General features: G+C 69.4%; 9 protein-coding genes. 5 read left to right on the forward strand and 4 right to left on the reverse strand.

The window, feature by feature from the left end; all coding sequences use genetic code 11:
* Positions 1 to 88: 88 nt before the first annotated feature.
* A complete protein-coding gene (locus ACFSVL_RS19170) occupies positions 89 to 778 on the reverse strand; it encodes a TetR/AcrR family transcriptional regulator (protein ID WP_378305968.1) in 690 nt (229 codons plus the stop codon).
* Between the two features lie 13 nt (positions 779 to 791).
* Between ACFSVL_RS19170 and ACFSVL_RS19175 the strand changes: the two genes are divergently transcribed.
* The 4 genes from ACFSVL_RS19175 (at position 792) to ACFSVL_RS19190 (ending at position 7595) form a co-directional block, all read left to right on the forward strand.
* On the forward strand, positions 792 to 2009 hold the full coding sequence (locus tag ACFSVL_RS19175) for an erythromycin esterase family protein (protein WP_378305970.1): 1218 nt from the start codon (positions 792 to 794) through the stop codon (positions 2007 to 2009).
* A 216-nt stretch (positions 2010 to 2225) separates the two neighbouring features.
* On the forward strand, positions 2226 to 3158 hold the full coding sequence (locus ACFSVL_RS19180; RefSeq protein ID WP_378305972.1) for a S8 family peptidase: 933 nt from the start codon (positions 2226 to 2228) through the stop codon (positions 3156 to 3158).
* Between the two features lie 142 nt (positions 3159 to 3300).
* Positions 3301 to 6678: a pyruvate carboxylase gene (locus ACFSVL_RS19185; RefSeq protein WP_378305973.1), complete on the forward strand. Its 3378-nt coding sequence runs from the start codon at positions 3301 to 3303 to the stop codon at positions 6676 to 6678.
* Positions 6679 to 6797: 119 nt separating this feature from the next.
* A complete protein-coding gene (locus ACFSVL_RS19190) occupies positions 6798 to 7595 on the forward strand; it encodes an arginase family protein (RefSeq protein WP_378305975.1) in 798 nt (265 codons plus the stop codon).
* Positions 7596 to 7743: 148 nt separating this feature from the next.
* Here ACFSVL_RS19190 and ACFSVL_RS19195 read toward each other — a convergent pair whose 3' ends face one another.
* Together ACFSVL_RS19195 and ACFSVL_RS19200 are read right to left on the reverse strand one after the other, a co-directional pair.
* Positions 7744 to 8130, reverse strand: coding sequence for a GntR family transcriptional regulator (locus tag ACFSVL_RS19195; protein WP_378305977.1), 387 nt, complete (start codon positions 8128 to 8130; stop codon positions 7744 to 7746).
* The gene (locus ACFSVL_RS19200) at positions 8131 to 8859 is read right to left on the reverse strand and encodes a hypothetical protein (protein ID WP_378305978.1); all 729 of its coding nucleotides are present in this window, start codon (positions 8857 to 8859) and stop codon (positions 8131 to 8133) included.
* 349 nt (positions 8860 to 9208) lie between these two features.
* Here ACFSVL_RS19200 and ACFSVL_RS19205 point away from each other — a divergent pair, with 349 nt between their 5' ends.
* The gene (locus tag ACFSVL_RS19205) at positions 9209 to 10507 is read left to right on the forward strand and encodes a PucR family transcriptional regulator (RefSeq protein ID WP_378305980.1); all 1299 of its coding nucleotides are present in this window, start codon (positions 9209 to 9211) and stop codon (positions 10505 to 10507) included.
* A 445-nt stretch (positions 10508 to 10952) separates the two neighbouring features.
* Here the strand turns inward: ACFSVL_RS19205 and ACFSVL_RS19210 are convergent, their stop codons facing one another.
* Complete coding sequence (locus ACFSVL_RS19210) at positions 10953 to 12500, reverse strand: DUF6801 domain-containing protein (RefSeq protein WP_378305982.1); 1548 nt, start codon at positions 12498 to 12500, stop codon at positions 10953 to 10955.
* Positions 12501 to 12545: the final 45 nt, after the last annotated feature.

A 12545-nucleotide genomic window follows, 5' to 3' on the forward strand; every position in this document is an offset into this window, starting at 1 on the left:
CCCGTCGCCGTTCCGCGGCGAAACGCCCGCCCAACCCTCTGCCAGCCCCACCTCACCCGTCGCCGTTTTCCGGCAACAAGCCCCCACCTCACCCAGGAATCAGCCCCCCGTCGCCCCTCCCGGGCAACCGCCGCCTCAACACCCCCGCCCGAGCCGCCGCCGCTCCCGCTTCCGCCGCGACCTCCGCCGTCGCCTCCGACACCGGCTCCCGCGACACGAACAACCGGTAGAACACCGGCCCGCACACCGTCCGCGTCACCTCGTCCGGATCGGTGTCCGCCGGCACCTCTCCGCGCGCCGCCGCCCGCTCCACGATCACCGCCGCCCGGGCGTGCCGGTCCCGGTAGAACTCGCGCAACGCTTCGGCTGCCCGTTCCGAGTGGAATGCCGCCAGCACCGCGGCCGTCGGCAGCTCCCGTTGCCCCGGAGAGGTCAACGCGCGCACCACGTCCAACGCCATTTGCCGCAAATCGGCGACGAGCGATCCGGTGTCCGCCGGACTCCACGGTTCCTCCGCGCCGAACCTCACCGCGGCGGCGACCAGCCCCTCGCGCGATTCCCACCGCCGGTACACCGTCGTCTTGTGCACGCCGGACCGCTCCGCGACCGCCTCGACCGTCAGGTCCGCGAACCCGACCTCCGCCAGCAGATCGAGCGTTGCCCGCAAAACGGCGACGTGCGTGCGTTCCGTGCGCCCGCCCGGCCGGCTCGTCCCCGGTAACCCCGGTAACCCCGGTAACCCCGGTAACTCGGTTGCCAATTGCGACCCCTGTTGCATTAGTGTCCTCAGTATGACACCGCTGAGCACCCGTTCGCCGCTAAACGGCGACGTCGCTTCGATCACCGACCTGATCGGCGACGCGCGCATCGTCGCGATCGGAGAGAACAACCACCACATCCGCGAGTTCGGCGAGCTTCGCGTCCGGTTGCTCCAGCGGCTCGTCGAGGACCACGGCTTCACGGTGCTCGGCTTCGAATCGGGATTCGCCGAGGGCGACCTGGTGCAGCAGTGGCTGAGCGGCGGTCCCGGAACGGTCGCCGACGTCGCGCGAGAAGGATTCACCTTCACCCTCGGCGATTCGGTCGAGGCGCACGACATGCTGACCTGGATGCGCAGCCACGGCGGTGTCCGCTACGCCGGACTCGATCTGCCCAGTTCGAGCGGTTCGCCGCAGCCAGCGTTGCGGATCGTCCGGAGCTTCGTGGAAGAGGTCGATCCGGAGGTGCTGCCGCTGGTAGACGCCGCGATCATCGCGTCCGAGCCGTACTCGGGGGTCAGCAACGCGGTCGCGCCTGGCCGTTATGCGGCAATGTCCGCCGCGGAACGCGACGCTGCGACGGCCGCGTTGACCACTCTCCTCGCGCACCTTCGTTCCCTGTCGCCGGTTTACCGGCAACGGAGCGAGCCGGCCCGGTATGCCATCGCCGAACACCACGCGGTCGGCGCGCTCCGCGTCGATGCGTACATGCGCGAGTTGAGCGCGATGATGTCAGGAACGGCACCGTCTCTCCAGGGGTCGTCTCGCGACACGTACATGGCTTCAACCGTGAAGCTGCTTCGCCAGCTGTACGGCGAAGGCGAGAAGATCGTGGTGATGGTCCACAACGGACACCTGCAGCGCGTGCCCTTCGCCGCGTTGCCGACCATGACGTTCCCCTCCGCGGGCACGCACCTCGCCGCGGAGTTCGGGGACGACTACTTCGCGCTCGGCCTGACTGCGGGCACCGGCACGACCACCGGTCTCGAGCCGGATGAGAGCGAGCGTCTCGGGTTCCGGGTCTATGCACAGGAGTTGGAGCCACCCGTCGAGGGCAGTGTCGAGGCGGCCCTGGCCGCCGCGGATCCGTGTGTGGTCGATTTGCGGCAAGACCGAGCGAAGGGCCTGACCGGGTCGTCGAGCATGCGGCACGCGCACATGTTCACGAAGGTCGACGTCGTGCAAGCCTTCGACGCGCTCGTGTACCTGCCGACGATGTCGGTGAGCGCGCACGTCCCAGCCGCGAAGTAGCGACCGGCAGACCTGCGGTTAGCCACTGAGTGGCGAAACATCGACCGGCAGACCTGCCGTTAGCCACTGAGTGGCGAAACATCGAGCGCCGTCGTCCATCGTCCCTCCCGCCTGTCGTATACCGGTGCGTCCGCGCGGCCGGCGGAGGGGACGGGGACCAGCCCATCGTGTGACGTCGAGTTGCCGCCCTGTGGCGACCGGGATACGACCGCAGGCATGCGGAACCGAGCGGCGCGTGGTCTTTTTTCGGCAATACTGACGTTTCTGCTGGTCGCCGGTGTGCAACCGGCCGCGCTGGCGGCGGGCGGGACGCAAGCCAACCCGCCGAGCTGGGCGCTCGACCGGATCGACCAGCGAACCGGCCTCGATCAGCAGTACCGCTACGACTCCGACGGCTCCGGCGTCACCGTCTACGTGATCGACAGCGGCGTCGACGCCAAACACCCGGATCTGCGCGGCCAGGTCATGCCTGGCAAGGATTTCCTCACCACCGGCGCGGACACGTCGGACACCAACGGCCACGGCACCCGGGTCGCGGGAATCGTCGCGGGACACAGCTACGGCGTCGCCAAGGCCGCGCAGATCTTCCCGGTCCGGGTGCTCGACAAGGCAGGCGGCGGCTCGACCGACACGATCATCGCCGGCCTGAACTGGGTCGCCAAGAACGCGCACCAGCCGGCGGTCGCGGTGCTGGGCATCGGCGGCGTGCCGAACGAGCAGCTCGACAACGCGGTCAAGGGCGTCGCCGCGGTGATGCCGATCGTGCTTCCGGCGGGGGAGGGCAGCACCGACGCCAGCCAGACCTCGCCCGCGCGAGTCCCCGAAGCGCTCACCGTCGGTGCGACTGACGTCCAGGACCAGGTCGCGCCCTTCTCGAACTTCGGCACGTCGCTCGACTTGTACGCGCCAGGCGTCGACATCCCCGCGCCGATCGCCGGCACCGCGGAGGTCGGGACGCTGTCGGGCACCTCGATGGCAGCGGCCGTGACCGCCGGAGCGGTGTCCCTTTACCGCTCCGCTCACCCAGACGCCGCGCCCAATGCGGCAACCGAAGCAATTGTGCGGGACGCAACGCAGAACGTGGTCAAGAATGCGCCCTCCGAAACCGCGAATCGGCTGCTGTGCACACTGCCTGCGGGAACGCCCTGACGGTTGCGGCGCGGAGCCCCGGCCAGCATCATGCACGCAGGTCGGCGCGCATGATGTCCATCACCTGGACTACGGCTCCCGCACCGCGGGACGAACCGGGTAACGTGCCTTCGATACCGATCCGAAAAGGGAAGGACCGGGCATGTTCCGCAAAGTGCTGGTGGCCAATCGCGGCGAAATCGCGATCCGGGCGTTCCGCGCAGGTTACGAACTGGGCGCGGGCACAGTCGCCGTGTTTCCGCACGAAGACCGCAACTCACTGCACCGGCTGAAGGCCGACGAGGCGTACGAGATCGGCGAACCGGGCCATCCGGTCCGCGCCTACCTCTCGGTCGAGGAGATCGTCAAAGCCGCCAAGAAGGCGGGTGCGGACGCGGTCTATCCGGGCTATGGCTTCCTGTCGGAGAACCCCGACCTGGCCAGGGCCTGCGAAGAGGTGGGGATCACTTTCGTCGGCCCGAGCGCCGAAATCCTCGAACTGACCGGCAACAAGGCGCGCGCGGTCAAGGCGGCGCGCGAAGCCGGAGTCCCGGTGCTCGGCTCGTCGCAGCCGTCCAGCGACGTCGACGAACTGGTCGCGGCGGCCGACGAACTCGGCTTCCCGGTGTTCGTCAAGGCGGTCGCCGGCGGTGGTGGCCGCGGCATGCGCCGCGTCGAGGACCCGGCATTGCTGCGCGAGTCGATCGAGGCCGCCGCGCGTGAAGCTGAGTCCGCGTTCGGCGACCCGACCGTGTTCCTGGAGAAGGCCGTGGTCGAACCGCGGCACATCGAGGTCCAGATCCTCGCCGACGGCGAGGGCAACGTGATCCATCTCTTCGAGCGCGACTGTTCCGTGCAGCGCCGCCACCAGAAGGTCGTCGAGCTGGCCCCCGCGCCGAACCTCGACCCCGAACTGCGCGACCGCATCTGCGCCGACGCCGTGAAGTTCGCCCGGCAGATCGGCTACCGCAACGCGGGCACCGTCGAATTCCTGCTGGACCGCCAGGGCAAGCACGTGTTCATCGAGATGAACCCGCGCATCCAGGTCGAGCACACAGTCACCGAAGAGGTCACCGACGTCGACCTCGTGCAGTCGCAGCTGCGCATCGCCTCCGGGGAAACCCTCGCCGGCCTCGGCCTGTCGCAGGACAAGATCTACCTGCGCGGCGCCGCGCTCCAGTGCCGCATCACGACCGAGGACCCGGCCAACGGGTTCCGCCCGGACATCGGCCAGATCAGCGCGTACCGCTCGCCGGGCGGTTCAGGCATCCGGCTCGACGGCGGAACCGCGTTCTCCGGCACCGAGATCAGCGCCCACTTCGACTCGCTGCTGGTGAAACTCACCTGCCGCGGCCGCGATTTCCGCACCGCGGTCGGCCGTGCCCGCCGCGCGGTCGCCGAGTTCCGCATCCGCGGCGTGGCGACGAACATCCCGTTCCTCCAGGCAGTGCTGGACGATCCGGACTTCCGCGAGGGCAACGTCACCACGTCGTTCATCGAGGAACGGCCGCACCTGCTGACCGCGCGCCACTCCGCCGACCGCGGCACGCGCCTGCTCACCTACCTCGCCGACCAGACGGTGAACCGTCCGCACGGCGAGCGTCCGCGCACGCCCGAGGCCGCGACGAAACTGCCGAAGCTGCCCGCGGATCTCACTCCTCCGGACGGCTCCAAGCAGAAGCTGACCGAACTCGGACCGGAGGGATTCGCGCGCTGGCTGCGGGAAACGCCGCAGCTCGGCGTCACCGACACGACCTTCCGCGACGCACACCAGTCGCTGCTCGCGACGCGCGTGCGGACGAAGGATCTGCTCGCCGTCGCCCCAGTCGTCGCCGCGACCGTGCCGCAGCTGCTTTCCCTGGAGTGCTGGGGCGGCGCGACTTACGACGTCGCGCTGCGCTTCCTCGCCGAGGACCCGTGGGAACGGCTGGCGCAGCTGCGCGAAGCCGTGCCGAACATCTGTCTGCAGATGCTGCTGCGCGGCCGCAACACCGTCGGCTACACGCCTTACCCGACTGAGGTCACCACGGCCTTCGTCGAGGAGGCCACCGCGACCGGCATCGACATCTTCCGCATCTTCGACGCACTCAACGATGTCGAGCAGATGCGGCCCGCCATCGAGGCCGTCCGCGCCACCGGCAGCGCGGTCGCCGAGGTCGCGCTCTGCTACACCTCCGATCTGTCCGACCCGAACGAGAAGCTCTACACGCTCGACTACTACCTGAAGCTGGCCGAGCAGATCGTCGGAGCCGGGGCGCACGTCCTGGCAATCAAGGACATGGCTGGCCTGCTCCGCGCACCGGCCGCGGCCCGGCTGGTGACCGCGCTGCGCAAGGAATTCGACCTCCCAGTGCACATCCACACGCACGACACCGCGGGCGGCCAGCTCGCCACCTACCTGGCCGCCATCCAGGCCGGTGCTGATGCCGTGGACGGAGCCGTGTCGTCGATGGCGGGCACCACGTCGCAGCCGTCGCTCGGCTCGATCGTCGCGGCCACCGATCACTCGGACCGCAGCACCGGCCTCGACCTGCACGCGATCGGCGACCTCGAGCCGTACTGGGAGAGCGTCCGCAAGATCTACGCCCCGTTCGAGGCCGGTCTCGCGTCGCCCACCGGCCGTGTCTACGACCACGAGATCCCCGGCGGCCAGCTCTCCAACCTGCGCACGCAGGCGATCGCGCTGGGCCTCGGCGACCGGTTCGAGGACATCGAGGCCATGTACGCCGCGGCGGACAAGATCCTCGGCCACCTCGTGAAGGTGACGCCTTCGTCCAAAGTGGTCGGCGACCTCGCGCTGCACCTGGTCGGCGCCGGCGTTGCCCCGGCGGACTTCGAGGCGGAGCCGAACAAGTTCGACATCCCGGACTCGGTGATCGGCTTCCTGCGCGGCGAACTCGGCGACCCGCCCGGCGGCTGGCCGGAGCCGTTCCGCACCAAGGCGCTCGAGGGCCGTTCGGCGGCCAAGCCGGTCGCCGAACTGTCCGAAGAGGACCACAAGGAACTCGCCGAGAACCGCCGCGGCGCGCTGAACCGGCTCCTGTTCCCCGGTCCCACCAAGGAATTCCTCGCGCACCGCGACGCGTACGGCGACACCAGCGTGCTCCCGAGCAAGGACTTCTTCTACGGTCTGCGCCCGGGCGAGGAGTACTCGGTGGACCTCGAACCCGGCGTCCGGCTGCTCATCGAGCTGGAAGCCATCGGCGAGGCCGACGAACGCGGCGTGCGGACCGTGATGTCCACGCTCAACGGCCAGCTCCGGCCGATCCAGATCCGGGACCGTTCGATCGCCTCGGACATCCCGGCCACCGAAAAGGCCGAGAAGGGCAACCCGAAGCAGATCGCCGCGCCGTTCGCGGGCGTGGTGACGCTGCAGGTGGCCGAGGGCGACGAGGTCGCGGCCGGAGCGACCGTGGCGACGATCGAGGCGATGAAGATGGAAGCGTCGATCACCGCTTCGGCGGCGGGCAAAGTCGGTCGGCTGGCGATCACCTCCGTTCAGCAGGTCGAGGGCGGAGACCTTCTCATCGTGCTCGAATAGCCCGCTCCCGCGCCACTTTTTTCGGTACGAGGGGTCCCTTCGCTCCAAAACGGAGCGAGGGGACCCCTCGCGCCATTCGCGGCTCGCTTTTCCCGGGGGTTTCGCGCTAGCGTCGAAGCATGCTGATCAACGCGGTGCCGCAATGGCAGGGCGCGATCAGCCCCGGAGCGAGGGGGCTGGTCGAGGGCTGCCGCGCACTTTCCGAACTGGCCGGGCACGTGCTCGGCAAGCCGGTGCACCACGTACGCCAGGACGCCGCGACGTCCGGCGTCGTCACCGGGATAGCCAACCGGGCCGTGCTCACGGGCATGAACCGGCAGCTGCAGCTCGCCGCACTGGAGGCGCCGGAAGGCCCGGTGCTCACCATCGGCGGCGACTGCGGCGTCGAGCTGGTCCCGGTCGGCGTCGCGCGTTTCCGTTACGGCGCAACGCTTGGCGTCGCGTGGTTCGACGCGCACGCGGATCTGAACACCGCGGAATCCTCGCCGTCCGGCGCGTACCACGGCATGGTGCTGCGGTCGTTGCTCGGCGAGGGCGACAAGGATTTCGCCGCGAGCCCGGCGCTCGAACGGGGGCGGGCGGTGCTGTTCGGCACCCGCTCGCTCGATCCCGCGGAAGAGGAAGCCGTCGCCGGCGGCCTCGCCGTGCGGTCCGACGACGTCGCGGCAGCGCTGAACGCCGCGGGAGCCGAACGCGTTTATCTGCATGTGGATTTGGACATTCTCGATCCCGGAGAGTTCGCCGGAGTGAATTATCCGGAACCCGGCGGTCTCACGATCGCCGAATTGGTCGCGGCAATCGACGGGCTTTCCGGAATGGACGTCGTCGGTGCGGGCATCACGGAATGCGTCGGCACGGAAGTCGCCGCGCTCGAACCCGTGCTGGCCGCGGTGGGGAGGGTGCTGATGGAGGGCTGAACCTCCGCGTCGAGGCGGTGAGATCCGCGCCTCGTCCGGTGAGTGGACCGCGGGAACGCACGGGCAAGAAGGAGGTGGCCCGCCGAGACCGTGCGGAAGAAGGTTCACAGAACGGCGAAAACCGCGCCGGCCGGACGATCGCCAGGGTTCACCGCGAAGACGCGTCCAGGCTCGCCAATGCCACGCGCACGGCGTCGACGGCTTCGTCCGGCGCGACCCCGAGTTCCCGGCTGTGCCGGGCGTAGTCGGCGGCCGCGTCGCGGAGCAGCGCGCCCGGATCCGGCCGGTCGGCCGGGCCGGTCACGACGGTTCCGCGTGCTCGTGCGGTGGTGACCCAGCCGGCGGTCTCCAGTTCGCGGTACACGCGGGCGATGGTCCCGGAGGCGAGCCCGAGGTCTCTCGAAAGCTGACGGATCGGCGGAAGACGGGCGTCCCGGGCAAGGGAGCCGGTCGTGATCGCGCGGACTATCTGGTCGTGCACCTGACGCCAGGGCGGAACCCCGCTTTCGGCGTCGACCACTACTCGCAGCGGCATCTACCGCGCTGCCGTGGTTGTCGCGCGCTGCTTCGGCGGCGGGCCGACGATCGCGAGGAAAGCGGCGACGGTGGCCGCGAACGCGAGGAACGTGGCGAGGTTCCCGACCGTCGTCCAGCCGAGTGTGGCAGCCGTTCCGGTGCCGAGCCCGAGAGCGACGCGGGCGCTGCGAACGCGCAGCGCCAGGTCGACTTCCGGGTCGCCGGCGGCCGGACGCCGCACCGCGAGGAGCACGATGATCCACGACACCGCGGCCGCGCCGACGGTCACCGCGAGCGGGCCCCATTGCCGCAAAACGGCGAGGTGCACGACAGCGGCGATCATGGCCAGCCCGGAGACGACGACCGTCCACAACGGAGCGAAATCGAGCACGCCGCGCGGTGCGAGCACGGCTTCCCTGCGGGGTTCCCGCGAGGGGCGTTGCGCGAGGATTTCGGCGGCGAGCCCGCCGAGCAGCACCACGAACACCAGCGAGTTCGCGTTCCGTTCCCCGACGAGATCCGTCGCGCCCGGAATGAGCGGGAGACCGAGGAACAGCCACGGATACCAAAATCGACGGCGGCGCAGGTAGCGCACGGCCACCGACACCTGGTCGGCGGCCGGGTCCCGCACGCCCCATTTCACGAGCAGCCGGACGCCTTGCTTCTCGCCCGGCCACAGCACGATGAGGATGATCAGGCCGAACAGCCCGGTGATGCACGCGACGCCGATCGCCGTGTCGAGATGCATGGCGGATCCCTCCCTCTTGTATCAAGTACATGCTACAAGAGGGCCGGCCACTCTGCCGGGTGACGCTCCGTGGCTGTCCTCGTTGCCCGCTGGGCCACGGCTGAAGGCAGGTACCTCGGTTCGCCCGTTCGTACGCATGGCGTAGCGCGCCTGGTGGTGCGTTGTCGCGATGTGCGGCCCTGACCTCGTGAACTTGTCACAAAGGTGACAAGAAATCGGTTTCTCCCCGGACTTGTGACACGTTTAGCGTTGGTTTTTCGATGTGTCGGGTGTCACCCCTCAACGGATGCGGGGGCTTCCGGCGGTGCTGCGGCGTCGCCGGGGACCGGGGCGGAGCGAAGGAGCTGCGATGTCGGTGGAGCGCGGACTCGATCACGCTGTGCCGTCGGCCGCGCTGCCGCGCAAACTCGCGGAGATCCTTCGCCCGGAACTGGCGAGTCTGTCCGCCGAGATCGTCGACGAAATCCGCGCGACGATCCCCGCCTACGCGCGTCCGCTCGACGGTCCGTACGGGAGGTCGATCCGGGCGGGCGTCGAGTATGCGATCACGCTGTTCGTCGCGCAGATCGCCGACCCGCGGGCGTCGAAGGAACAGTCGCACGAGGTGCACCATCGGCTCGGGCAGAACGAAATGCGGGAAGGGCGGAGCCTCGACACTCTGCAGTCGGCCTACCGGGTCGGCGCGCGCGTGTCGTGGCGCCGGATCATGCGCGTCGGACGGAGGGCTGGCCTTTCGTCGGCCGTGATGTCGCAGTTGGCCGATGCCATGTTGGCGTTTATGGACGAATTGGCGTCGGTCGCGCTGGACGGCTACCTGGAGGCGAAAGCCCGCACGGCCGGTGCGTTGGACACTTGGCGGCGAAGATTGCTGGGCGTCCTGCTGGAGGTGCCGGCCGCTCCGCCGAAAGCGATCGCGGAGTTGGCCCAGCTCACCGGTTGGGTCGTCCCGGAACAGGCGTCGCCGATCGCCGTCCAGTCGCCGCTGAACGGCAGGGCCCGCCGGCACGCGACGCTCGATTCGGATGTCCTGGCCGAGCTGGACTCCGCCGAGCCGTGCATCGTCGTGCCCGGGGCGGTCAACGGCGCTCGGATGGCGACCCTTCAGGCGGCACTGCCGAATTGCCGGTTGTCCGTCGGACCGTGTGTGCCGCTGGCCAGCCTCGCCGATTCCCTGCGCTGGGCGCGGCGGACCCTGGTTCTCGCCGATCGGGGGCGAATCGCGGCCGAGCGGGTCCTCCGCGCGGAGGAACACCTCGCGGCCCTGCTGGTTCACTCGGACGGCGCGCTCACCGAACTCCTCCGGACCCGGCTTTTCGCCCCGCTGGCGGAGATGACCGACAAACAACAGGACCGCCTGCTCGAAACGCTGCGCGCGTGGCTCGACAGCCAAGCGAACGTGGTCGAAATCGCCGAACGGCTGCAAGTCCACCCGCAGACGGTGCGGTACCGCATGCGCCAGCTGCAGGCAACGTTCGGCGAGCTGCTGCGCGATCCCGCGGCACGGTTCGAAATGGAACTGGTCCTGCGCGCGGCCACGCCCGAGCGGCCGCACGCAGAACTGCCTTGGCCGACCCCGCTCAAGAGCACGAGCGTGGTGCCCGCCAGCCGGCGGCCCAGCTCGTGCGAGGGCGCGAAAAGCCGCCGCTGACCAGCGGATCCCGGCTTTTGCCGAAAAATGGCGAATGCGGTTTCGCCCGCAGACGGCGACAACGAGTGCGGTTTACTCGTCGTCGGCGACAGCGGGCGCGGCTTGCTCGCAGACGGCGACAACGGGTGCGGTCTGCTCGCGGTCGTCGGCACCGGTCGCGGTTTGTGACGTCGGCGACTGGTTCGGAAAGGGACGGTTGTTCGCGTTGTCCGCGCTCAGGCTGGCTCACAGGGGCCTGGAGGCGTCGGTACCGGGCTCGGTTTTGCTCGCAGGCGTCGGCAAGAAGTCGGCACCTGAGAGTCGTGGCGCGCCAGCAGACGGGCGGCGGCTCAAGTAACTGACCGACGCCGCGCTCAGTGGCCGTAGTCGAAAGGCTGGCGCTGAAGTCGCTGAGGGGCGGGTCCGCGGAGAGCCGGCCGCGGACTCTTGCCAGGCGCTGGAGCAGTCAGTGCGGAGTGGCTGTCGCGGAACCGGACGCGGTGGGTGGGTTCGTCGCGGAGGCGGGCGGGGCCGGGGTCTTCGAAGAGGTGTCGGTGCCAGTCGTCGGTTGAGTGGCTGTCGCGGGCTTCGGTTTGGGGGTCGAGCCCGGTGGGGTCGGGGGCGGCGGGCACTGGGTGTGGTTCGGCTTGGTGCACTCGCCGAAGTTGACGGCGACGACCTTGGCCTGGTTGATGTTCGTCGTGGTGGAGGCCATGCCGGTCAGCAGGGGGTTGAGCGGTTCGGTGGTGCCGCAGTGGACGAACGGGGGCAACGTGAAACCGCGGTAGTCGGGGTCCGCCGCGTTCGGGTCGGTGCCTACGGTGCCGCCTTGCAGTGCGTTGTACGGGCCGAAGAGGTTGAGGGAAATCGGCGAAGCGGAGACGCAGTCCGGGCCGAGGTCCAGGGGGACGCCGTTGACCTTGGCGTTGCTCATCCTGGCCATGACTTTGACGTGAGTGGTCAGGATGGTCTCGCCGGGCGGTGCGCTGAGCTGGGCGTTGAGTTCGATCAGCTTGGCGTTGTGATAGTCGACGGGAAGGAACTCGACCGTGGCGCTCACCGGAACGAAGCCGAAGCCCAGGAAGGTCGCGGTGACCGGTTTGAAGCCGACGGAACCGGTGATGGTGCTCGGATCGTGCTGGATGCCGTTGTCGTCCAGCACGATCGTCCAGACTCCGTTGAGCAGTCCGGTCGGTTTGCTGGTGACGGTCGCGCCCAAGCGGTAGACCGACGAGTTGGCGACGATCTGCACCAGGTTCAGCGGGGTCACGATGGTGAAGCCGCCGCCGTCCTGAGTGGTGGCTTCATTGCGTGGCGCGGCGGCCGGCGGCGTGTTCGGGTTGCTGGCGCTTGGCTTCGTGGGGGCTGGGGCGACGAGGATTGAAGCCAGGGTGGTCTTCTGGTCTGGGGCCAGAGTGCACCGGACCGGGGTAGTCTCGGCGGTGGTTTCAGTGGCCGGTTTTAGGGCGATCGTCGGGGCACCGACGTCGAAGGTGACTTCGCCGGGGACGGTGATCGCCTGGTCTGGCAAGTCCGCAGTCGCGGTGAGCTGCATGTCGCCGTTTTCCGGCAACGGCGTCGGGGCGATCGTGAACGGCGCGGGGACCGCGGTGCTCTTGTCGCCTTGATGCGCGGTCAGGTCCAGGGCCAGGCCGCCGCGGAGGCTGGTGGCGGGGGCCGGCGCCAGTTGGGTGGCGACGGTCCGCGGGAGCGTGAACGTCGCGGTCAAGGAGCGGAATTTGACCGCGGAGCCGACTGTCGCCGTCGCGGGCAGGGTGGCGGTCGTGGTGAGGGTGATCCGCTGGGGGCCGGCGGGGGCGGCGAACGGGCAGTCCAGGGCGACGGTCGCGGTCGCTTGTTGTTCGCCGGTCGAGGGCGGGGCGGCTGGGGGCGTCGGGTCGGTCGCTGCGGAGCTGACGCCGGTGAGGCCGCCGGTTCCGATCGACAGGGCGGCGAGGGTCGCCAGTGCGGCGAAAGTTGTGCGGCGGGCAGCTAGTTTGCGGAGTGCTGGCATTGAGACGCCCTCCTCGCCCGCGGGGAATGGTTCCCGGGCGAAGTT

The sequence above is a fragment of the Amycolatopsis silviterrae genome (assembly GCF_042684085.1).
Taxonomy (GTDB): Bacteria; Actinomycetota; Actinomycetes; order Mycobacteriales; family Pseudonocardiaceae; genus Amycolatopsis; species Amycolatopsis silviterrae.